Origin of the sequence: Agrobacterium sp. ICMP 6402 (assembly GCF_009498615.1) — a bacterium.
Classification (GTDB): domain Bacteria; phylum Pseudomonadota; class Alphaproteobacteria; order Rhizobiales; family Rhizobiaceae; genus Agrobacterium; species Agrobacterium burrii.
This window is the reverse complement of sequence record NZ_QSNV01000001.1, coordinates 618339-639389: the sequence shown is the minus strand read 5'-3', so window position 1 is coordinate 639389 and position 21051 is coordinate 618339. Positions and strand designations below refer to the sequence as shown.

Here is a 21051-nt window from a genome sequence, read left to right as displayed (position 1 = left end):
CAAAATCGCGGCGCGGACGCGCAAATGCAGGTCTGACAGGCCGGGGAATGCGAAATTTCCACCGTCAGGCAGAACAGACTGGCGGGACAGGGAGACAGGCCCCTGCCCGACGAAAGGGAGAAGGACATGATGAATTTCGGAAAGACGGCTTTGCGTGGCGCTGCTTTCGCCTTTGCGATATTTGCCGTTCCCATGGCCGCCGTGCCCTATACCGGCCAGGCTTTCGCCGACGCCACGGTCAAGATCGTCGTCAACAAGACACCCATCACCAATGACGATATCGCCAAACGCGTCGCCTTCCTGAAGCTGCAGCGCCAGTCCGGCAATCTAAACGAAAAGGCGCGCGAGCAGCTGGTCGATGAGGCGCTGAAACGCGAGGAAATCGGCCGTGTGAAAATGTCGGTCAGCACCGATGAGGTCGATGCCGCTTTTGCGCGTTTTGCCGGCAACAACAAGATGAAACCGGATCAATTGTCGAAGGTGCTCGCACAGGCGGGCGTCGGCGCTGACCATTTCAAAGCCTTCATCGCCGTGCAGATGAGCTGGCCGCGCCTCGTCAACGCCCGTTACGGTGCGCGTGGCAAGATGTCGAACCAGGATCTCGTCACCCGCCTGAAGGAACGCGGCGACAAGCCGGTCACGACGGAATATTTCCTCCAGCAGGTCATTTTCGTCATCCCGGAATCCAAACGCAATTCCATTACCGGCAAGCGCAAGTCCGAGGCTGAAGCCTCGCGCAAGCGTTATCCCGGCTGCGACCAGGCCATGACCTTCGCAGCAACCATGCGCGACGTGGCGATCAAGGATCTTGGCCGCATTCTCGCGCCTGAACTTCCGGAAGACTGGAAGGCTTTGGTGGAAAAAACCAAGGAAGGCGGCACCACCGGCACCCGCGTGACCGAAAAGGGTGTCGAATATCTGGCCATCTGCAAGCAGCGTCAGGTTTCCGACGACTATGCGGCGGAGATGGTGTTCAAGTCCGAAGACCTGATGAAGGCCAAGGACGGCGAAAACCCGAACGAAAAGAAATATATGGATGAGCTGCGCAAGAAGGCGCAGATCGTCAACACCTGATACTGATACGAAAGCCGGGTCTTTCCGTGACACATGCATCCCTGCCGCTTGCCCTGACACAGGGAGATCCAGCCGGTATCGGCCCCGATATCGCCATCGCCGCCTGGGCCAGACGCCGGGAGAACGGTCTGCCGCCGTTCATCTTCATCGGCGATCCCGATGTGGTGGCCAGCCGTGCGGCGTTGATCGGCATGCCGGTCAATATCGAGACATGCGATGTGGCGGATGCTGTCAGCGTTTTCGACCGCGCTTTCCCGATCCTGCCTCTTCCCGTCGGGTTCGAGGTTCAGGCGGGCCAGCCGCATGTCGGCGCTGCCCATGCGACGATCAAGGCGATAGAAACCGCCGTTTCCCTGACCGTTGAGGGCAAGGCTGCAGCCGTCGTTACCAATCCGATTGCGAAATCCGTGCTTTACGAAGCGGGGTTCGGATTTCCCGGTCATACGGAATTTCTGGCCGATCTGGCTTTGCGCCTTAAGGGTGAGCAGGTGATGCCGGTGATGATGATTGCCGGCCCCAAGGTCCGCGTCGTGCCGGTGACGATCCATATCCCCGTCAAAGACGTGCCAGCTGCACTGACCGAAGAACTGATCGTCGAGACATGCCGCATTATCGATGCCGATCTGCGGCAGAAATTCGGTATAGAGGCACCGCGTCTGGCGGTTGCCGGGCTTAACCCGCATGCGGGTGAGGACGGCGCGCTTGGCACCGAGGACCGCGACGTGGTTCATCCAGCGACCATGCGGCTGCGCAAAGACGGGATCGATGCTTTCGGTCCCCTGCCCGCCGACACCATGTTCCACGATGCCGCCCGCAGGCGTTATGATGTCGCTGTGTGCATGTATCACGATCAGGCACTTATTCCGGCCAAGGCGCTCGGCTTTGACGATTCGGTCAATGTCACACTCGGCCTGCCCTTCATCCGCACCTCGCCGGACCATGGCACCGCTTTTGGCATTGCCGGCCAGGGCATCGCCAATGAGGCAAGCCTTGTGGCCGCGCTGAAAATGGCGGCGGAAATTTCCGCCCGCAGCCGGGTTGACGCATAATGGCCACCATAGATGGACTGCCGCCGCTGCGCGATGTCATTCAGCGCCATGGGCTCGATGCGAAGAAATCACTTGGGCAAAACTTCCTGTTCGATCTCAACCTCACCCAGAAGATCGCCCGGACAGCGGGGCCGCTTGAAGGCGTGACGGTGATCGAGGTCGGCCCAGGCCCCGGCGGCCTCACCCGCGCCATTCTTTCGCTCGGTGCCAAAAAGGTCATCGCCGTCGAACGCGACAGCCGTTGTCTGCCGGCGCTGGCGGAAATCGAAGCGCATTATCCCGGGCGTCTCGAAGTAATTGAGGGCGATGCCCTCAAGACCGATTTCGAGGCCATGATCCCCGCCGGTGAACCGGTGCGCATCATCGCTAACCTGCCTTACAATGTCGGCACACAATTGCTGGTCAACTGGCTTCTGCCAAAAGCGTGGCCGCCTTTCTGGCTCTCGATGACGCTGATGTTCCAGAAGGAAGTCGGCCAGCGTATTGTGGCTGAGGAAGGCGACAATCATTACGGCCGCCTCGGCGTTCTCGCCGGCTGGCGCACGGTATCGGAAATGGCCTTCGACGTGCCACCGCAGGCCTTCAGCCCGCCGCCGAAGGTGACGTCCACCGTCGTGCACCTGCTGCCCAAGGACAAGCCGCTGCCCTGCGATGTCGCCAAGCTTGAAAAAGTGACCGAAGCTGCCTTCGGTCAGCGGCGCAAGATGCTGCGCCAGAGCGTCAAGAGCCTTGGCGGCGAAACGCTGCTGGAAAAAGCGGGCATTGACCCCACACGGCGGGCGGAAACGCTGTCGGTGGAGGAATTCGTGACATTGGCGAATTGCCTGTAAATACGCTCTGTGATGCACTGTTCTGGACGGTGGGACATAGGTCCGTTGGCCCGGCGAATAGAGGAACAAGCGCGTGGAGAATGCCGGTTTTCACTATAAGCTCGACATTCCCGCCGAAACGCCCGACTGCGCGGTTGTCTTGCTGCATGGATCGGGACGAACGGAAGAAGACCTTATCTCTTTTGGCCGCGCCACCTTTCCCAATGGCGTCTTATATGCGCCGAGAGGGGCTGTACCCTGGGAAAATGGCTTCGCGTTTTTTCGCAGAAAGCCTGACAGACAGCTCGATATCGGCGATCTGAAACATCAAGCTGTCAGATTATGCCGGTTTGTCACCTTCGTGTTTCAGCAGACGGGGCAAAGACCCATTCTCGTCGGATATTCGAACGGTGCGATCATCGCGGCTGAAACGATATGTCAGGACCGCCATCAGTCAAAGGGCGCTATCCTGCTTCGCCCCCTATCTCCGAGGAATGAACAGTCTCTTCCAAACCTCGCAGGATATCCCATACTTCTGCTTGCGGGCACCCGTGACGACCGGCGTCACCCCTCCGATGCTCCGCATCTGGCCGAGCAACTGGCTTCAGCCGGTGCGGAGGTTGTTCTGGAGACGATCGACGCGGGCCATGGATGGGCAGAGGATGCGATGGACGAGCGACTGTCCCGTCAATGGCTGGCGCGCTGACCCGCAGCATAAATCAGAGCTGCGGTTCTTCCTCAAGCAGCGCCCGCACAAAGTCAAACATACCATGGCGACGGTCGCGGCGGACGCGTTCGGCTTTGACGATGGCTTCGACGGCCTCGAAGGCGGCCTGCAGATCGTCGTTGAGGATGACGTAATCATAGTCGCGCCAGTGCTCGATCTCGGCGCGGGAATTAACGAGCCGGGTCTTTATCACCTCTTCTGTGTCTTCCGCCCGGCGGTGCAGGCGCGATTGCAGTTCGGTCATGGTCGGCGGCAGGATGAAGATCGAGACGACGTCGGCCTTCATCTTGTCCTGCAACTGCTCGGCGCCCTGCCAGTCGATGTCGAACAGCATGTCGCGACCGGCAGCCATCGCTATTTCCACCGGATCACGCGGCGTGCCGTAAAAATTGCCGTGGACCTCAGCCCATTCCAGCAGTTCCTCGTTGTCGCGCAGGCGCTCGAAATCGCGCTTGGAGATGAAGTGATAGTGGATGCCCTCTATCTCGCTCTGGCGGCGCGGACGCGTCGTGACGCTGACGGAAAGGCTGATATTCTTGTCCTTCTCGAGCAGGTTGCGGGCAATCGTCGATTTACCCGCGCCGGATGGCGAAGAAATCACCAGCATCAGCCCTCTGCGGGCAATCGTAACGGGAGAATCATTCACCGGGGCCATGGGTCTACTCCAGATTTTGGACCTGCTCGCGGAACTGGTCGATAACCACTTTCAGCTCTATGCCTGCTGCGGTTACCGCACTGGCGTTCGATTTGGAACAGATTGTATTCGACTCGCGGTTAAATTCCTGTGCAAGAAAATCGAGCTTGCGGCCGACAGGCCCGCCATTTGCCAAAAGCTCGCGCGAAGCCTGCACATGGGCGCGCAGCCGGTCGAGCTCTTCGCGCAGATCCGCCTTGGTGGCGATCAGCGCCGCCTCGGCGTGAAGACGGTCACGATCCAGCCCGTGCATGCCCTCGCCGATCAGGGCGATCTGCTGGGCAAGCCTTGCGGCGATCTGTTCCGGCTGGCGGGAAGGATCGTTTTCGATGAGCGCCACCAGCGTCTCGATCCTGTCGATCTGGCCGGACAGGATGGCAAATAGCGATGCTCCTTCCCGCTCGCGCATGTCCTTCAGCTTCTCGACGGCCGCAGCAAAACCGGCAAGCACATCGGCGTTGCGTGCGGCCTGCGCCTCAGCGTCATCTTCCGCCTCGCGAAAATCGACCAGCCCGCGCAACGACAGCAGTGTATCGAAACTCAGCGGCTTATCTTCGACGACATCGCCAAGTTCTTTCTTGAGCGCCAGAACAGCGGCGAGAGCATCACGGTTGATGACGGCCTCCAGCCGGTTTTCCGCAATCGACAGCGACAGACCTGCCTGAATATTGCCGCGGGCAAGATGCTCGCCGGCGATTTCCCGCAGCGCCGTTTCCAGCGCTTCAAGCCCGGTCGGCAGCCGCAGCCGCACATCAAGCCCCTTGCCGTTGACCGAGCGCAACTCCCACGCCCAGCGGTAACGGCCGGATGTTCCTTCGCTGCGCGCAAAGCCGGTCATCGATTGCAATGTCATATCTGGAAGCCCCCGTCATGCCGTACGAAACCGGGCCTTGCGCTAACAAGACCCGGTAAGAATTATCAGTTATTGGCCGGTTTTTCCGCCTCTGCGCCACCTGGCTGGCCGTCGACGGCAACATCGGGACTGCCGCCGGCTGCCGCCTTTTCCGCCTCGATCTTGCGCCAGCGGCGGACATTGGCGTTGTGCTCGTCCAGCGTCTTGGCAAAAACGTGACCGCCCGTGCCATCGGCAACGAAATAAATGTCATCCGTGCGCCAGGGATTGGCGACCGCCTCAAGTGCGGCCCGGCCCGGATTGGCGATGGGCGACGGCGGCAGGCCCTTGATGACATAGGTATTGAACGGCGTCTGCTTCTGCAGGTCCGACTGGTAGATCGGCCTGTCGGAAGGTTTGCCGTCACCGCCGAACAGACCGTAGATGATCGTCGGGTCGGATTGCAGCCGCATGCCTTTCTTCAGCCGGTTATAGAAGACGGAGGCGACATGGGCGCGCTCGTCATCCTTGCCGGTTTCCTTTTCGACGATCGAGGCGAGCGTCACGAATTCCTCGACGGTCTTGATCGGCAGGTCGGGGTCGCGCCGCTCCCAGATCATGTCGATCAGCTTGTCCTGCGCCGCGCTCATCTGGTTGATGATCTCTTCGCGCTTGGTGCCGCGGGTGAAGCGATAGGTATCCGGGCGAAGACTGCCCTCGTCAGGCAGGGCGGAGGGCAGCTCGCCATCCAGCACCTCGTCTGCGGCAAGGCGCGCAAACATCTGCTTGACGGTCAGGCCTTCCGGCAGCGACACGGAATAAAGGATCGACTTGCCGGATTCCAGCAGCGTCAAGATGTCCTTCATCGATGCGCCGGCCTTGATCTCGTATTCACCGGCTTTCAGCGTCTGGTCCTTCTGCAGGTAGCTACCTGTCATCAGGCGGAAAATACGGGCATTCGAAACAACGTCGTTACGCTCGAGATTATTGGCGATTTCGATGATGCCAGCGCCGTTGCGCACCGTGAAATGCGTGTTCGTCTCAAGCGGGCCTGGCTCCTGGAACGCGTTGATCATGTAATAGAAAGCGGCAATGGCCAGTACGCAGACGGCAACCGCAAGCGTCATCAGAAAATTCAGGAAGATCACCAGCTGGCCATGGGCCTTGCGCGAGCGCTTGGGCGGAGCCGGCACCTTTTCCGGGCGCAGCGCCTCGGTCGGAGATTTCGGAATGATCGGGCCGCGATTGCCCTCGCTTCCACCGTCTCGTCCGTATGGTCCCTGGCTGTTCTGGTTCGTGTCGCTCACCGTCGGTCCTTTTCAGTTCGGCGTTGTCAGCGCTTTTTGCGCAGGTAATGCGGCAAAAACAGGTTCGGAATATCTTCCTGCACCACATAGAGAGATCGTGAAGTTGTCTTTGCGTCCTTCACGAATCGTCTTTTCCGGCAAAGCCGGTCAGGAACAACCTTCTGCGGCGTGAAATCGCCCACACCGAGATAATCCTCCCGAAACCGGTAAACCGTCTCCCGTAAACGACTACAATATCGGCGCGAAAATCGAAATGGCTTTCGCTGACGCGCGATGCGTTCTTCAAAGGAAAGAGCACCCTCTTTCAGCACCCGCCGGGAGAAAGCCGCAACCGTCCGAGGCGGTTTGCGGCGCGGGTTGCCACCGCAACGGCAAAAGCCGCCGCGGCTTATATAATCTTATGCTTCGTAACGACGCAGCACGAGGGAGGCGTTGGTGCCGCCGAAGCCGAAAGAATTCGAGAGCGCCACGTTGACCTGGCGCTTGCGGGCCTTGTGCGGCACCAGATCGATCTTCGTCTCCACATCGGGATTATCGAGGTTCAGCGTCGGCGGCACGATATTATCGCGGATCGCGAGCACGGCGAAAATCGCCTCGATTGCACCCGCAGCACCGAGAAGATGGCCGGTGGCCGACTTGGTGGAAGACATGGAAATCTTCGTAGCCGAATCGCCGACAAGCCGTTCGACTGCGCCAAGCTCGATCGTATCGGCCATGGTGGAGGTGCCGTGGGCGTTGATATAGTCGATATCATCAGGCGTCAGGCCGGCGCGCTTCAGCGCCATAGCCATGCAGCGATAGGCGCCATCGCCGTCCTCGGACGGGGCCGTGATGTGGTAGGCATCGCCGGAAAGGCCATAACCGACGACTTCGGCGTAAATCTTCGCGCCGCGCGCTTTGGCGTGTTCCAGCTCTTCCAGAACGACGATGCCCGCACCCTCACCCATGACGAAACCGTCGCGGTCGCGATCATAGGGCCGGGATGCCTTCTGCGGATCGTCGTTGTGCTGGGTGGAAAGCGCCTTGCAGGCGGCAAAACCGGCAAGCGCAATGCGGCAGACCGGTGATTCGGCACCGCCGGCAACCATGACCTCGGCATCACCGAGCGCGATCAGCCGGGCGGCGTCGCCAATGGCATGCGCGCCGGTCGAGCAGGCCGTCACCACGGAATGATTCGGGCCGCGCAGCTTGTGGCGGATGGAAACCTGGCCGGATACGAGGTTGATCAGACGGCCGGGAATGAAAAATGGTGAAATACGGCGCGGACCCTTGTCGCGAAGCGTGTAACCCGCATCGACAATGCCTTCCAGGCCACCGATCCCGGAGCCGATCAGAACGCCGGTGGCAATCTGGTCTTCATCCGTTTCCGGGTGCCAGTCCGCATCGGCAAGCGCCATGTCGGCGGCGGCCATGCCATACAGGATGAAAGGATCGATCTTGCGCTGTTCCTTGGGCTCCATCCAGTCATCGGCATTGAAGGTGCCGTTGGAGCCATCACCGACGGGAATGCGGCAGGCGATCTTTGCGGGCAAATCTTCGACTTCGAACTCAGTCACGAGACGGGCGCCGTTCTGGCCGGCGAGCAGCCTTTCCCAGGTGATTTCCGTTCCGCATCCAAGAGGAGATACCATGCCGGTACCGGTGATAACGACACGCCTCATCGCCAACGCTCCGCCCTTATCCAAATCATCAGTCTCTTCTGCAATGCCGGACGCCATCGAGTGACGTTTGCGAGACGCTGCAGCATTTCGAATGTCCGCACAATCTTCGCCACGCACCGTTTCCGGCCGGGACGCTTATGCGGAGGCCGGAACACGCGCCTGTTCGGGCACGCACCGTCTCTTTATAAAACATTGGCCCGGACGAGCCGGGCCAAGATGGGAGGATATTGCACCTCCCCCATGAAGGTCGATCAGGCCTGGGCCTTCTCGATGAACTTGACGGCGTCGCCAACAGTCAGGATCGAGTCAGCTGCGTCGTCGGGAATTTCAACGCCGAATTCTTCTTCGAAAGCCATGACCAGTTCAACGGTGTCGAGCGAGTCAGCGCCCAGATCGTCAATGAAGCTGGCGCCTTCAACAACCTTGTCGGCGTCAACGCCAAGATGATCAATTACAATTTTCTTTACGCGTTCTGCGATATCGCTCATGTCGGTTTCCTCGACCTTTATTTTGAAAGGGAATGCCTTGCGGCACCCTGCCCTGTTAGAAGCCCTCATGCGCCGTTCAAATCCGGCACCGCTGGCAAACCCGTTCAACCCGGTCCAAGCTAGACATCGTCACGCAAAATCGCAACGGCTTCCTGTCTCTCCGGGACGACTGTTCACAGTCTTGGCCCGATTAACACGGTTTCAATCGGTCGAAAAGCCTGAAAACGCGCTAAGCACAGCGTATGACAGGCAATTTAGCCGGAAACCGGTCGGCGGGGCCTTGCGGCGCAAGCTACCCAACAAGGTGCTGAAATAGCGCCGCAATCGTTTTCATGACGGCTGGAAGCGCCGTCAGATCATCGCCATGCCGCCGTTGACGTGCAGGGTCTGGCCGGTCATGTAGGCTGCCTCGTTGGAAGCCAGATAAAGAACGGCAGACGCGACTTCTGCGCCGGTGCCCATGCGCTTCATGGGAATGGCGCCCATGATGGCGTCTTTCTGCTTGTCGTTCAGCTTGCCGGTCATGGCGCTTTCAATGAAGCCCGGCGCCACGCAGTTGACGGTGACGTTGCGGGTGGCGATTTCCTGCGCCAGCGACTTCGAAAAACCGATCATGCCGGCCTTGGAGGCGCAATAATTGGCCTGGCCGGGGTTGCCGGTAACGCCGACGATGGAGGTGATGTTGATGATGCGGCCGAAACGGCGGCGCATCATCGGATGCGTCAGCTCACGCGTCAGGCGGAACATCGCCGTCAGGTTCACTTCGATGACATTGTCCCAGTCATCGTCGCTCATGCGCACGAAGAGGCCGTCCTTGGTGATGCCGGCATTGTTGACGAGAATATCGACGCCTTCCAGCTCGGCTTCGGCCTTTTCGCCGAGCGCCTTGACCTCGGCGCGATCGGAAAGGTTAGCCGGGAAAATCTTGACGCGATCGCCAAGTTCCGCCGCCAGCGCCTCGAGTTTTTCAACGCGCGTGCCGTGCAGGCCGACGGTTGCGCCCTGTTTGTGCAGAAGGCGGGCGATTTCCTCGCCGATGCCACCGGTCGCGCCGGTAACGAGAGCCTTGCGGCCTGTCAGATCTAACATGTCCTGTTCCTTCTTTAGAGCAACTCCGCAGGAAATTTTGCGGTTCTGCATCGGGAATTGTCAAAAACAAAAAAGCCATTGCGGGCGAAACCCGCTATCAGCCTATCAGAGTGGCCAGAAGCTGGTCGATATCGGCAGCGCCGTTGACGGCAACGCCGTTCACGGTCTTGTCGATGCGGCGGGCAAGGCCCGTCAGCACCTTGCCGGAGCCGATCTCGTAAAGCTGCGTCACATTGTTGGCGGCAAACCACTCCACCGTCTCGCGCCAGCGTACCTGGCCCGTCACCTGCTCTACCAGCAAAGCGGCGATCTCATTGGCGTCGGAAACGGGAGCGGCACGCACATTGGCGATAACAGGCACGACTGGATTGTTCTTTTTGACCTTGGCCAGCGCCTCACGCATGGCTTCCGCAGCCGGCGCCATCAGCGCGGAGTGGAAGGGCGCGGAAACCGGCAGCATGATGGCGCGCTTGGCACCCTTTTCGGAAGCGATCGCGGCGGCTTTCTCGACAGCGGCCTTGGAGCCGGAAATGACCAGCTGGCCGCCGCCATTATCATTGGCGATCTGGCAGACGCCGAGAACACCGGCCTCGTCGCAGATTGCCGAAACCACATCATGCTCCAGCCCGATGATCGCCGCCATCGCGCCTTCGCCGACAGGCACGGCGGCCTGCATGGCGTTGCCGCGGATGCGCAGAAGCCGCGCGGTATCCGCAATCGAAAAAGTGCCGGCGGCACAGAGCGCCGAATATTCGCCGAGCGAATGGCCGGCAACATAAGAAACAGCGTCGGACAGCTTCAGGCCGCGCGCTTCGAGAACCCGCATGACCGCCATGGACACCGCCATGAGGGCGGGCTGGGCGTTCGCCGTTAGCGTCAGCGTTTCTTCCGGGCCGTTCCACATGATATCGGAAAGCTTCTGGCCGAGCGCCTCATCAACTTCCGCAAACACGGCGCGCGCCTCGACATAGGTATCGGCAAGTTCCTTGCCCATGCCGACGGCCTGGCTTCCCTGACCGGGAAATGTGAATGCAATACCCATGGGATGTGGTCCTTCTTTTCTGGATTGCCCTTATTCCAGCGACTTCCATTCACATTCCGGCCAGCGGTGTCAAGACTTGACGCCCTGCGGCAGGCGCATCCGCAGGGTTTTGCCACCCTATTCACTCTTTCTTTTAGTCATATTTTTTCTTGCACTGCGGCAATTCCCCATTACTTTCATGCGACCTTTCACTCCATCTCGCCAAGCACCGGGACATTTCCATGAAACAGAGACTATTGGGCCGCACGGGTATATCCGTGTCCGAAATTTGCCTTGGCACCATGACGTGGGGCACGCAGAACACTGAAGCCGAGGCGCATGCGCAGATGGATTACGCCGTCGAAAACGGCGTCAATTTCTTCGACACGGCCGAGCTTTACCCCACCACCCCCGTTTCCGCCGAAACGCAGGGGCGGACGGAAGAATATATCGGCACGTGGTTCGAAAAGACCGGCAAGCGCGATCAGGTCGTGCTCGCCACCAAGGTCGCCGGTTCGGGGCGCGATTATATTCGCGGTGGCCGCGATATCGATGCGAGCGCCATCCGCGAGGCGGTGGATACCAGCCTTGCACGTCTGAAGACGGACTATATCGACCTTTACCAGATCCACTGGCCTAACCGCGGCACCTACCACTTCCGCGGCGCCTGGGGTTTCGATGCCTCCGGCCAGGACAAGGAGCGCACGATCGCCGAAATCACGGAAAAGCTCGATACGCTCGGCGAACTGGTGAAAGCCGGCAAGATCCGCGCCATCGGCCTCTCCAACGAAAGCGCCTGGGGCACGCAGAAATATATCGACATCGCCGAGGCCCGTGGCCTGCCGCGCGTCGCCACCATCCAGAACGAATATAATCTGCTCTATCGCAGCTTCGATCTGGACATGTCGGAAGTCGCTCATCACGAGGATGTCGGCCTGCTCGCTTATTCGCCACTGGCGGCCGGACTTCTCACCGGCAAATACCAGAATGGCGCATATCCGGCGGGATCCCGCGGCACCATCAACAGGGAACTCGGCGGCCGCCTGCAGCCGCATCAGGAAGCGCCGGTCAAGGCCTATCTGGAGCTTGCGGCGCAACATGGGCTCGATCCGGCGCAGCTCGCGATCGCATTTTGCCTCACCCGCCCCTTCATGGCCTCGGCCATCATCGGCGCGACGACGAACGAGCAGTTGAAGGTGGATATTGCGGCTGCGGATGTGAAGCTGTCAGAAGAGGTGCTGAAGGGGATTGCGGCGATCCATCGGAAGTATCCGATGGCGATCTAAACTATCCCCGGGCCATAAATTCAAATAAAACCATCTTTCAATACCAATTGAATTCTGTATTATTATGTTCACCGGCGCGTATATCGGTACACGCCGGTGAACTTCATAAATAGATAAAATAATTGACCGGATTTTTTACAAAAATAACAAATATATTACAATTGGGAGAATTCGATGGCCAGGACAGTCTCAGATATTCTCAATGTTGCCGATCAGGAGTGGAAGCACTGGGGAAACTCCACATGGAACCTTTCTACTGACGCCAGGCAGATCCGGCACAAGGATGACGACCGCATATTCGCAAAATACGTCATCAAGAACTATAATTCCGTTGGAGGTGGAACGCCGACGGAGGATGATGTTATGAACGACCACTATTTCTGGTCGGCCGTCGGAATTTCCTACGTGTTCCATGCCGCGCAATTCAGCAAGAAAGAGTTTCCTTTCGCGGAATCGCATTCCGTATGGATTCGCCATTTCATAAAAGCGCGTAAGCAAAACTCGACGAGCGCCCTCTATCACGGATACCGGCTGAAGGAGGCTGGCGCGACCCCTGATGTCGGCGATATCGTTGGCTATACCTATGACAAAGTCAGCTTCCAGCAGGCGCAGGGTTATTATGACAAGGTGGGCAGCTATAAATCCCATACCGATATTGTCGTTGCCAGACGACCGGGAGAAATCGACGTCATAGGCTTCAATGTTCTCGACTCGGTGACAAAGAAAACGATCCCGCTCAGTGAAAGCGGCCATATCGCCGATACCAGGCATAAATGGTTCGTCGTTCTGAAGAAAAACGCGCTTAACTGACAAAACCATTGCCAAAACGTGAAAAATCCGTATAAGCGCGCTGTTCACAACACCCGGTCCAATTGGCTGGTGGCTGAACGGAGGGCTGGTTTCGGTAACGAAACAGCAGGAACCATAAGGTTTTTCCGGCCTCCCGTGTCTCCGCTCTCGACCGTCTCGAACAACGCTTTTCTTGCTTTAAGGCTTTCTCGCCTAACCAGGAGCAGTCGTTGAGGCTTAGCGCCGTTGCCGGGTGAAGGACGAAACGCAAGAAAGGCAAAGCTTAAATGGCTCTTTACGAACACATCTTCCTTGCCCGGCAGGATATTTCTGCCCAGCAGGTCGACGCACTTGTCGAGCAGTACAAGGGCGTTATCGAATCGTTTGGCGGTAAAGTCGGACGCGTCGAGAACTGGGGTCTGAAGTCCCTTACCTACCGCATCAAGAAGAACCGCAAGGCTCACTACGCTCTCATGGACATCGACGCTCCGGCGCCTGCGATCCATGAAATCGAGCGTCAGATGCGCATCAACGAAGACGTTCTTCGCTACATGACCATCGCCGTCGAAGCCCACGAAGAAGGCCCGTCCGCGATGATGCAGAAGCGCGATCGTGACGACCGTCCGCGCCGTGACGGCGACCGTCCGGACCGTGGCCCGCGCGAAGATCGTGGTCCGCGTCCGCCGCGTGAAGGTGGCTTCGGCGACCGCGAAGACCGTCCGCGCCGTCCGCGCGAAGACCGTGCATAAGGAGAATTGACCAATGGCTGATACATCCTCTTCCCAGGCACGCCGCCCGTTCCACCGCCGTCGCAAGACGTGCCCCTTCTCCGGCGCAAACGCTCCGAAGATCGACTACAAGGACGTTCGTCTGCTGCAGCGCTACATTTCCGAGCGCGGCAAGATCGTTCCTTCCCGCATCACGGCCGTTTCCCAGAAGAAGCAGCGCGAACTCGCCCAGGCGATCAAGCGCGCCCGTTTCCTCGGCCTGCTGCCTTACGTCGTAGCGTAATGAATTAAAGCGAGGCTGCGTTTTGGCGCGGCCTCGTTTTCTCTAAAGCAACTTGCTTTTAATCAGTAGGTTGCGAGTTCAAATCCTTCCGCGTTGGGCGCGGATCGATACCATAAAACCCATGTTGGGGATGACGCTCCTTAGGAACGATCCTCTAACTGCTTAAATTTCAGCAGGACAGCGAAGTGCAAAAGTTGAACCAGACAGTGCTGATCTCCGGCGTTCTCGCCGGCATATGCGCCGCGTTTTTAACGCTTGGCGCAACGGCACAGTCGTCCTTTTCCTTCCTGCTCTACGCCGGGTCGGCCATGCCGATCTTCATCGCCGGGATGGGCTGGGGCAACCGCGCCGCCATCGTCGCGATCATCACCACCGCCATTATCGGCGCGCTGGTCATGTCGCCGCTTTTCGCGCTCACCATCGCCATCTTCACACTGATCCCGGCGGGCTGGCTTTCGCATCTTGCCAATCTGGCGCGCCCGGCCTCCGAACTCGGCGGCCCGGATGATCTGCTTGCATGGTATCCGCTGTCCGGCATCGTGCTGCACCTGTGCATTCTGGTCTCTGTCGCCGTCATCATACTCGGCTGGATGATCGGCTACGGTCCCGATCTCGTCGCCCGCATCGTCGACCTGATGATGACATCAGTGCAGAGCCGCGAGCCGCTGTTCGAGGCCAATGCCGAGGCGCTGACGCAGACGAAATCGCTGCTGGTGTTGATGTTGCCGATCGTTCAGGGCGGCCTGTGGGTCATTCTGTTGTTTGCGGCCTATTATTTTGCGGCCCGGCTGGTCGGTTCCTTCGGCAAGGGCCTTCGCCCGCGCGAAGACATCGCTTCGGCGCTGCGCATGCACCGCAACGCCATCTTCATTTTTCTCGGCGGCATCGTCGCCATGTTCTTCGGGGGCGTTGCCGCCATGGTCGGCGCCGTCATCTGCGGCACCTTCGGCGCAGGTTTCCTGATGGCGGGGTTTGCCTCGCTGCATAAAAAGGCGCGCGGAAAGGACTGGCGGCTGCCGGTTCTCATCCTCGCTTATCTCTCGGCGGTCTTTGTCTTTCCGCTGTTCATCATTCTCGTGCTCGGCTTGAGCGACGTGCGCAGCACGATCTCGCTGACGCCTGCACGGAAAACCGACACAACGAACGAAACCAAACCATAGAAAGGATCAAGAAGATGGACGTCATTCTTCTCGAACGTATCAACAAGCTCGGCCAGATGGGCGAAACCGTCAAGGTTCGCGACGGTTACGCGCGTAACTTCCTGCTGCCGCAGGGCAAGGCGCTACGCGCCAACGCCGCCAACAAGACCCGTTTCGAAACCGAGCGCGCAACGCTTGAAGCCCGTAACCTCGAGCGCAAGTCGGAAGCCCAGAAGGTTGCCGAAGCGCTTGAAGGCAAGTCCTTCATCGTCGTCCGTTCGGCTGGCGAAACCGGCCAGCTGTACGGCTCTGTCGCTGCTCGCGACGTCGTCGATATCCTGGCTGCCGAAGGCTTCAACATCGGCCGCAACCAGGTTGAACTGAACACGCCGATCAAGACCATCGGCCTGCACGACGTTACCCTGCACCTGCACGCCGAAGTCGAGCTTCAGGTTTCGCTGAACGTTGCCCGTTCCGCCGAAGAAGCCGAACGCCAGTCCAAGGGCGAAAGCCTCACCTCCGCCGACGCCATCTACGGCGTTGACGAAGACGCACTGCGTCCGGAAGACTTCTTCGATCCGGAAGCTGACGGCAACGGCGACGACGAATAAGACTTGGCCTAGCGGCCATAAGGAAAACCCCGGATGGAAGCATCCGGGGTTTTTTGTATTTTGGGATGTTGAGTGTGTGGAGAGGTTCACCCCCCCTCTGCCCTGCCGGGCATCTCCCCCACAAGGAGGGAGATCGGCAAGGCGATATTACGTCGCTACATTCGCAGCGTTGAGATGATCGAGCGGTAGCCGCCTGTCGATCTCCCCCCTTGTGGGGGAGATGTCCGGCAGGACAGAGGGGGGTAACCTCTCCGCACCCTCAACACCCGCTACCTCGCCGCCGTCTCCGCCCCCTCAACCGCCGCGCTTTTATCCACATGCACCACCACCGACATGCCCGGCGACAGATCCGCCGCCAGCGGCTGATCCGCATCGATCGCGATGCGAACTCCAAGTCGTTGGGCGATCTTCACGAAATTGCCCGTCGCATTGTCGGGCTTGATGACCGCGAATTCCGATCCGGTGGCCGGCGAGAACCGCTCGACACGGCCGTTGAGCTTGCGGCGATGCAGCGCATCCACCGAGATCGTTACCGGCTGGCCGACCTGCATGCCAGCAAGCTGGGTTTCCTTGAAGTTGGCGATGACCCAGACATCATGCGGCACGACAGCCATCAATTGCGTGCCGGCGGTGACATATTGGCCGGTGCGCACGCCGACTTCGCCGAGCCTGCCGTCCACCGGCGCGTGGATTTCGGTATTGTCGAGGTCGATTTTAGCGAGTTCGACGGCGGCTTCGGCATTGGCGACAGCGGCTTGCAGCGAGCTGCGATTGACGATGATCGTCTGCAAATCCTGCCGCGAAACTTCGAGGGCGGCTTTCGCCTGCGACAGGGATGCCCGGGCCTTTTCAAGCGCGGCATGCGCCTCTTCCTGCAGGCTGGAGGTTCCGACGCCGCTTTTGATGAGATTATCCTGCCGGTCGGATGCCAGTTGCGCCTGTTTCAGCGAAGCCCCGGCGCTGTCGACAGCCGCCTGACTGGAGAGAATATTGGCATTGGCGGCGTTTTCCTGCTGGCGGGAATTGTCGAGCGCCGCCTTTTGCGTATCGAGCGATGCAGCCGCCTGCGCCTGTTTCTGGCGGTAGATGCGATCATCGATCTTTGCCAGCAACGTGCCCTGTTTGACCTCCTGATAGTCCTTGACCGGCACATCCACGACATAACCGCTGACCTGCGGGCTCATGGTCGTGACGTAACCGCGCACGAAGGCATTGTCGGTCATTTCCACGGTGGAGAGAAACGGCGGCAGCCGCCAGGCGTAAAGCACGAGCGCTATGCCGGCGAGACCGCCGAGCAGCACGAGAATGGAAACGGGGGTAAAAAACTTCTTCAGCATTTTGTCACTCTTGGAATGTTCAAGACTGTAGTGCCGGTGCGGCTTCGACATTGTCCCGGAAAAGGAACGGACGGATGCGCATCCATGCAAGGTGGAGTAAAAGCGCTGCCAGCGCCAGCGCCGAAACAACGGATATCAGCAGGAACGTGTCGTTATAGGCGAGCACATAGGCCTCCCTGCTGACCTGCTGTCCCAGAAGCGACAGCCCCTCGGCCTTCAGCAGCGCCGGATCGGTGATGACATGGCTGTAAGCGCCGGAAAGCTGGGATACGCGCTGGGCGACCACGGGGTTGGTGAGCAGGATATTTTCCACCAGAACGTTGGAATGGAATTTTTCGCGCAGCGTCACGAAACTGCCGAGCAACCCGGTCATCAGCATCGAACCTGTGATCTGGGTGAACAGGAAGATGGCGATGAAATTCACCAGATAGGGCGCGCCACGCGCAAGTGCTGCGGCAAATCCCTTGGACATGACGGGCGGCAGGAACATGGCAGCGCCGAAGGCGATCATCATCTGGCTGAGGTACATCTCCGCCGGCCGCGTCAGATTGGTGGACTGGCTGTCCATGAACGAGCCGGCGGCAATCAGCGTCAGCGCGATCACATGGGCCGTATCGACATATTTTGTCAGCATCAGCCAGGCGCAGGCCGCACCGCCAAGCACCGTCGCCAGCAGCACCAGCGCATAAAGCGTCGTCGTCTGTTCGTTCAGCAGGCCAAGTTGCTGGTAAAAGCCGACCGCCGTTGAGGATTGCTCGGATGAAACCGCGCGGTAGACGAGCAGGACAGCGATAACATGCAGGTTGGTTTTCGAGAAAATCCAGCGCAGGTCGAGCAGCGGGTTCTTGCGCGGCAATTCAATGAAGGCCATGAGCGTCAGGAGCGCGATCGACGTCGCCAGAAGCACGCCCAGCCACCATGTTTCGAACCACCAGTAGAACCGGCCGAGCGTCAGCATGACCGCCAGACAACCGAGACCGCCCGCAAACAGCAGATAGCTCAGAATATCCATGCGCTCGATGACTTTGGCGCGCGGCGGCGGCGTGACTTTCAGCACATAGATCATGGCGAAGGAGATCAGCGCAAAGCCCACTTCCATGGAATACAGCGCGTTCCACCCGCCGATTTCCAGCAGGGACGGAGAAACCATGCGCGCGATCGGTGCCGACAGCAATGTGCCTGTCAGCGCAATACTGAAACCGAGCGAGAATTTCCGCGCCGGCGGAAAGGCCTCGAGAATATAAAGGAATCCAAGTGACGAGATCGGCGCGGCGGCCATGCCGCTGACGAAACGGATCACGGTTGCCGAATGCAGGTCCGTCACGAACAGATTGAGACAGGAAGCGACGACAAAGGTGATGATCGAGACTTCGGCAAAGGGTCGCAGGCCATATTGCGCCCTGATCTTGAAGAGCGCGATGGAAAACGTAGCATAGGGTGCCATATAGGCGGCGGAAAGCCATGCCACCTCAGCCACCGTGGCGGAAAATTCGCCCTGTAACTGGTAGATATTGGCCATGACGAGGTTCATGCCCAGACCCTGGGTTATGAAGAACGACAGGCCCGCAAAAATGAAACACAGCCGCAGCCACACCGGCTGCTCAACCGGCTGCGGTGCGGCGGGAACAGCGGGTTCCGGCGAGGTCTCACCGCCATCGGCATCGCTCGCCGTTTGAGTGGTAGCCACGGTTTCCTCTGGCCTGACAACAGTCACATCCTTTTCAGCGGCAGCTTCGTCCGTGGTCTGCGGCAACACGGTGCTCATGATTGCACCCTCCCGGCCGCAAGGTTTTGCAGATTGGTCGAAAGCCGCCGCATCACATCCAGCGCCTTGGCCAGATCCTCAGAGGAAATATCGGCGGTGATTTCCGAGCGCAGCGCCTTTGCCACCGCCTGCACCGTGCCGGAGGTCTTTTCACCTTCTTCCGTCATGTGGATGCGCTTGGCGCGGCGGTCGTTTTCATCGGAGCGGCGTTCGATAAGGTTCTGTTTTTCCATGCCATCGAGAACCCGCACCAGCGTCGGCGTTTCGATTTCCATTTCTTCGGCAAGCTCGGTCTGCGTCAGCGGGCCACGCCGCGACAGGGCAAAAAGCGCACGGGCACGCGCCAGCGTCAGGCCGCTTTCCCCTACCCGCGCATCAAAAAACGCGCGCAGTTTGCGGGTGAAAGCGGAAACCTCATCGAGAAGCTGTTCCTTGTCGGTCTCGCGGGACATGTCAGCAAGCCTTATAATTAGCACACTACTTATTTTCTGCCTATTTATTCGTAAGCCTGACGATTTTCAAGTTTCTTTCATGCCGGGTCTGCCATGCGGTAAACTCATGGCAGCGAATCACGTTGCCGGAAAATTCCGGCGCCTTGTCCCCACCCGCCTGTGGATTGCTGGGGACAACTGAAGATGTGATCCAGCTTTACAGAGCGGACGTCAGCCTGCCGTATAGTGTTGCAACAATATCATTGACTGCCATGCCCCAGGAAGCCAAACCCAACGTTTACGGACAAAGGCATAAGGGAGATCGCGCAAACCATGAACGACGCTGTGAGAAAGATCACCCCGGCGGAACCCCATTACCGCGAAGCCCCGAACAATATCGAGGCCGAACAGGCGCTGCTCGGTGCTATCCTCGTCAATAACGACGCCTATTACCGTGTTTCGGATTTTCTGAAGCCCGTGCATCTTTACGAAGCCCTGCATCGCAAGATTTTCGAGGTGGCGGGCGATATCATCCGCATGGGCAAGACCGCCAATCCGGTGACGATCAAGACCTTCCTGCCCGCCGATGACAAGGTCGGTGACCTGACGGTGGCGCAATATCTTGCGCGTCTGGCCGCAGAAGCCGTCTCGATCATCAATGCCGAGGATTACGGCCGGGCGATCTACGATCTGGCGCTGCGCCGCGCGCTGATCCAGATCGGCGAGGATGTCGTCAACATCGCCTTTGACGCGCCGCTGGACATGCCGCCGCAGGCGCAGATCGAAGACACCGAGCGCCGTCTGTTCGAACTGGCGGAAACCGGCCGTTACGACGGCGGCTTCCAGTCGTTCAACGATGCGGTGGCGCTGGCGATCGACATGGCGGGCGCCGCTTTCGAGCGTGACGGTAATCTCTCCGGCATTTCCACCGGCATTCATTCGCTCGATGCCCGCATGGGCGGTCTGCAGCGTTCCGACCTTATCGTACTTGCGGGTCGTCCGGGTATGGGCAAGACGTCGCTCGCCACCAACATCGCCTATAACATCGCGGCCTCCTATGATCAGGAAGTGCAGCCTGATGGTTCGTTCAAGGCAAAAAACGGCGGCGTCGTCGGTTTCTATTCGCTCGAAATGTCGTCCGAACAGCTGGCTACCCGTATCATTTCCGAGCAGACGGAAGTGTCCTCCTCGAAAATCCGCCGCGGTGACATCACTGAATCGGACTTCGAAAAGCTCGTCGCCTGCAGCCAGATGATGCAGAAGGTGCCGCTTTACATCGACCAGACCGGTGGTATCTCCATCGCCCAGCTTTCCGCCCGCGCCCGCCGCCTGAAGCGCCAGCGCGGCCTAGACGTTCTTGTCGTGGACTATATTCAGCTGATGACCGGCGCCGGCAAGAGTGGTGAAAACCGCGTGCAGGAAATCACCCAGATCACCACGGGTCTCAAGGCGCTCGGCAAGGAACTCAACGTTCCGATCATTGCGCTGTCACAGCTCTCCCGTGCGGTGGAAAGCCGCGAGGACAAACGCCCGCAGCTTTCCGACCTGCGTGAATCCGGCTCCATCGAGCAGGACGCCGACGTGGTGCTGTTCGTGTTCCGCGAGGAATATTACGTCAAGAACATGGAGCCGCGGGATATTTCCGATCCCAAATATGGGGAGTGGGAAGCCCTTTTCGATAAGGTAAAAGGCACCGCCGACGTCATCATCGCCAAGCAGCGTCACGGACCGACAGGCACGGTGAAGCTCGCCTTCCAGTCCGAATTCACCCGCTTCGCGGATCTGGCCGACTCGAGCTTCAGCCAGTACGAGGAGCATTGATCCTGGAGCGCTTCCGCTTTTCTCCGAAACGCGAAAGCGCTCTATCTCTTTGTTTTACGCATTTTGCGGACGTAAAACCGCTTCGCACTTTTGACGGAAATGCTCGAACC

22 protein-coding genes are annotated in these 21051 nt (G+C 59.2%); 12 read left to right on the top strand and 10 right to left on the bottom strand.

Features of this window, described 5'->3' with window-relative positions; genetic code table 11:
* Positions 1–126: 126 nt before the first annotated feature.
* From DXT96_RS03260 to DXT96_RS03245, 4 genes are all read left to right on the top strand, one after another.
* Positions 127–1074 (top strand): peptidylprolyl isomerase, encoded by a 948-nt coding sequence (locus tag DXT96_RS03260; protein ID WP_149897936.1) that lies wholly within the window; start codon positions 127–129, stop codon positions 1072–1074.
* A 26-nt stretch (positions 1075–1100) separates the two neighbouring features.
* The gene (gene pdxA / locus DXT96_RS03255) at positions 1101–2123 is read left to right on the top strand and encodes a 4-hydroxythreonine-4-phosphate dehydrogenase PdxA (protein ID WP_174372780.1); all 1023 of its coding nucleotides are present in this window, start codon (positions 1101–1103) and stop codon (positions 2121–2123) included.
* Positions 2123–2953: a 16S rRNA (adenine(1518)-N(6)/adenine(1519)-N(6))-dimethyltransferase RsmA gene (gene rsmA / locus DXT96_RS03250; RefSeq protein WP_153513506.1), complete on the top strand. Its 831-nt coding sequence runs from the start codon at positions 2123–2125 to the stop codon at positions 2951–2953. Before pdxA ends, rsmA begins: the two co-directional genes overlap by 1 nt.
* Before the next feature lie 73 nt (positions 2954–3026).
* Positions 3027–3638, top strand: a complete 612-nt coding sequence (locus DXT96_RS03245) for an alpha/beta hydrolase (protein ID WP_174372781.1) — start codon at positions 3027–3029, stop codon at positions 3636–3638.
* Between the two features lie 13 nt (positions 3639–3651).
* On the opposite strand, the gene gmk is transcribed toward DXT96_RS03245, so the two are convergent.
* From gmk to mltG, 3 genes are all read right to left on the bottom strand, one after another.
* Complete coding sequence (gmk, locus tag DXT96_RS03240) at positions 3652–4314, bottom strand: guanylate kinase (protein ID WP_153513505.1); 663 nt, start codon at positions 4312–4314, stop codon at positions 3652–3654.
* 4 nt (positions 4315–4318) lie between these two features.
* The gene (locus DXT96_RS03235; protein WP_153513504.1) at positions 4319–5206 is read right to left on the bottom strand and encodes a YicC/YloC family endoribonuclease; all 888 of its coding nucleotides are present in this window, start codon (positions 5204–5206) and stop codon (positions 4319–4321) included.
* 65 nt (positions 5207–5271) lie between these two features.
* Positions 5272–6492 (bottom strand): endolytic transglycosylase MltG, encoded by a 1221-nt coding sequence (gene mltG / locus DXT96_RS03230; protein WP_149897942.1) that lies wholly within the window; start codon positions 6490–6492, stop codon positions 5272–5274.
* Between mltG and DXT96_RS03225 the strand changes: the two genes are divergently transcribed.
* On the top strand, positions 6482–6664 hold the full coding sequence (locus DXT96_RS03225) for a hypothetical protein (protein ID WP_153513503.1): 183 nt from the start codon (positions 6482–6484) through the stop codon (positions 6662–6664). The genes mltG and DXT96_RS03225 overlap by 11 nt on opposite strands.
* A 226-nt stretch (positions 6665–6890) precedes the next feature.
* On the opposite strand, the gene fabF is transcribed toward DXT96_RS03225, so the two are convergent.
* From fabF to fabD, 4 genes are all read right to left on the bottom strand, one after another.
* Complete coding sequence (fabF, locus tag DXT96_RS03220) at positions 6891–8153, bottom strand: beta-ketoacyl-ACP synthase II (RefSeq protein ID WP_153513502.1); 1263 nt, start codon at positions 8151–8153, stop codon at positions 6891–6893.
* 251 nt (positions 8154–8404) lie between these two features.
* Positions 8405–8641, bottom strand: a complete 237-nt coding sequence (locus DXT96_RS03215; protein WP_003502080.1) for an acyl carrier protein — start codon at positions 8639–8641, stop codon at positions 8405–8407.
* A 351-nt stretch (positions 8642–8992) separates the two neighbouring features.
* Entirely contained in the window at positions 8993–9730 is a 738-nt protein-coding gene (gene fabG, locus DXT96_RS03210) for a 3-oxoacyl-[acyl-carrier-protein] reductase (RefSeq protein ID WP_149897945.1), read from the bottom strand.
* Between the two features lie 97 nt (positions 9731–9827).
* Positions 9828–10772 (bottom strand): ACP S-malonyltransferase, encoded by a 945-nt coding sequence (gene fabD / locus DXT96_RS03205; protein ID WP_153513501.1) that lies wholly within the window; start codon positions 10770–10772, stop codon positions 9828–9830.
* A 221-nt stretch (positions 10773–10993) separates the two neighbouring features.
* On the opposite strand from fabD, the gene DXT96_RS03200 reads away from it, so the two are divergent.
* The 6 genes from DXT96_RS03200 to rplI all read left to right on the top strand — a co-directional run bounded on the left by DXT96_RS03200 (position 10994) and on the right by rplI (position 15587).
* Positions 10994–12037, top strand: a complete 1044-nt coding sequence (locus DXT96_RS03200) for an aldo/keto reductase (protein WP_153513500.1) — start codon at positions 10994–10996, stop codon at positions 12035–12037.
* Positions 12038–12211: 174 nt separating this feature from the next.
* Positions 12212–12847, top strand: a complete 636-nt coding sequence (locus tag DXT96_RS03195) for a DUF2272 domain-containing protein (protein ID WP_153513499.1) — start codon at positions 12212–12214, stop codon at positions 12845–12847.
* Between the two features lie 266 nt (positions 12848–13113).
* The gene (gene rpsF / locus DXT96_RS03185) at positions 13114–13575 is read left to right on the top strand and encodes a 30S ribosomal protein S6 (protein WP_045016900.1); all 462 of its coding nucleotides are present in this window, start codon (positions 13114–13116) and stop codon (positions 13573–13575) included.
* Positions 13576–13588: 13 nt separating this feature from the next.
* The gene (rpsR, locus tag DXT96_RS03180) at positions 13589–13837 is read left to right on the top strand and encodes a 30S ribosomal protein S18 (protein WP_003496832.1); all 249 of its coding nucleotides are present in this window, start codon (positions 13589–13591) and stop codon (positions 13835–13837) included.
* A 185-nt stretch (positions 13838–14022) separates the two neighbouring features.
* Entirely contained in the window at positions 14023–14997 is a 975-nt protein-coding gene (locus DXT96_RS03175) for a DUF2232 domain-containing protein (protein ID WP_174372785.1), read from the top strand.
* Between the two features lie 14 nt (positions 14998–15011).
* Positions 15012–15587 carry a 50S ribosomal protein L9 gene (rplI, locus tag DXT96_RS03170; RefSeq protein WP_149897951.1) on the top strand — a complete coding sequence of 192 codons (576 nt, stop codon included), beginning with the start codon at positions 15012–15014 and terminating at the stop codon, positions 15585–15587.
* A 269-nt stretch (positions 15588–15856) separates the two neighbouring features.
* On the opposite strand, the gene DXT96_RS03160 is transcribed toward rplI, so the two are convergent.
* The 3 genes from DXT96_RS03160 to DXT96_RS03150 are packed head-to-tail and all read right to left on the bottom strand — an operon-like array spanning position 15857 to position 19141.
* On the bottom strand, positions 15857–16924 hold the full coding sequence (locus tag DXT96_RS03160; RefSeq protein WP_153513497.1) for an HlyD family secretion protein: 1068 nt from the start codon (positions 16922–16924) through the stop codon (positions 15857–15859).
* A 19-nt stretch (positions 16925–16943) separates the two neighbouring features.
* Positions 16944–18689: an MFS transporter gene (locus DXT96_RS03155; RefSeq protein ID WP_194287537.1), complete on the bottom strand. Its 1746-nt coding sequence runs from the start codon at positions 18687–18689 to the stop codon at positions 16944–16946.
* Positions 18686–19141 (bottom strand): MarR family winged helix-turn-helix transcriptional regulator, encoded by a 456-nt coding sequence (locus DXT96_RS03150; RefSeq protein ID WP_149897953.1) that lies wholly within the window; start codon positions 19139–19141, stop codon positions 18686–18688. The genes DXT96_RS03155 and DXT96_RS03150 overlap by 4 nt, the downstream gene beginning before the upstream one ends.
* A gap of 312 nt (positions 19142–19453) precedes the next feature.
* On the opposite strand from DXT96_RS03150, the gene DXT96_RS03145 reads away from it, so the two are divergent.
* Positions 19454–20941: a replicative DNA helicase gene (locus DXT96_RS03145; RefSeq protein WP_153513496.1), complete on the top strand. Its 1488-nt coding sequence runs from the start codon at positions 19454–19456 to the stop codon at positions 20939–20941.
* The last annotated feature ends 110 nt before the right edge of the window (positions 20942–21051 follow it).

Coding starts and splice junctions, on each gene's coding strand:
- DXT96_RS03260 (WP_149897936.1), top strand. CDS start 127: ATGATGAATTTCGGAAAGACGGCTTTGCGTGGCGCTGCTTTCGCCTTT.
- rsmA (WP_153513506.1), top strand. CDS start 2,123: ATGGCCACCATAGATGGACTGCCGCCGCTGCGCGATGTCATTCAGCGC.
- gmk (WP_153513505.1), bottom strand. CDS start 4,314: ATGGCCCCGGTGAATGATTCTCCCGTTACGATTGCCCGCAGAGGGCTG.
- DXT96_RS03235 (WP_153513504.1), bottom strand. CDS start 5,206: ATGACATTGCAATCGATGACCGGCTTTGCGCGCAGCGAAGGAACATCC.
- fabF (WP_153513502.1), bottom strand. CDS start 8,153: ATGAGGCGTGTCGTTATCACCGGTACCGGCATGGTATCTCCTCTTGGA.
- DXT96_RS03215 (WP_003502080.1), bottom strand. CDS start 8,641: ATGAGCGATATCGCAGAACGCGTAAAGAAAATTGTAATTGATCATCTT.
- fabG (WP_149897945.1), bottom strand. CDS start 9,730: ATGTTAGATCTGACAGGCCGCAAGGCTCTCGTTACCGGCGCGACCGGT.
- fabD (WP_153513501.1), bottom strand. CDS start 10,772: ATGGGTATTGCATTCACATTTCCCGGTCAGGGAAGCCAGGCCGTCGGC.
- DXT96_RS03200 (WP_153513500.1), top strand. CDS start 10,994: ATGAAACAGAGACTATTGGGCCGCACGGGTATATCCGTGTCCGAAATT.
- DXT96_RS03195 (WP_153513499.1), top strand. CDS start 12,212: ATGGCCAGGACAGTCTCAGATATTCTCAATGTTGCCGATCAGGAGTGG.
- rpsF (WP_045016900.1), top strand. CDS start 13,114: ATGGCTCTTTACGAACACATCTTCCTTGCCCGGCAGGATATTTCTGCC.
- rpsR (WP_003496832.1), top strand. CDS start 13,589: ATGGCTGATACATCCTCTTCCCAGGCACGCCGCCCGTTCCACCGCCGT.
- rplI (WP_149897951.1), top strand. CDS start 15,012: ATGGACGTCATTCTTCTCGAACGTATCAACAAGCTCGGCCAGATGGGC.
- DXT96_RS03160 (WP_153513497.1), bottom strand. CDS start 16,924: ATGCTGAAGAAGTTTTTTACCCCCGTTTCCATTCTCGTGCTGCTCGGC.
- DXT96_RS03155 (WP_194287537.1), bottom strand. CDS start 18,689: ATGAGCACCGTGTTGCCGCAGACCACGGACGAAGCTGCCGCTGAAAAG.
- DXT96_RS03150 (WP_149897953.1), bottom strand. CDS start 19,141: ATGTCCCGCGAGACCGACAAGGAACAGCTTCTCGATGAGGTTTCCGCT.
- DXT96_RS03145 (WP_153513496.1), top strand. CDS start 19,454: ATGAACGACGCTGTGAGAAAGATCACCCCGGCGGAACCCCATTACCGC.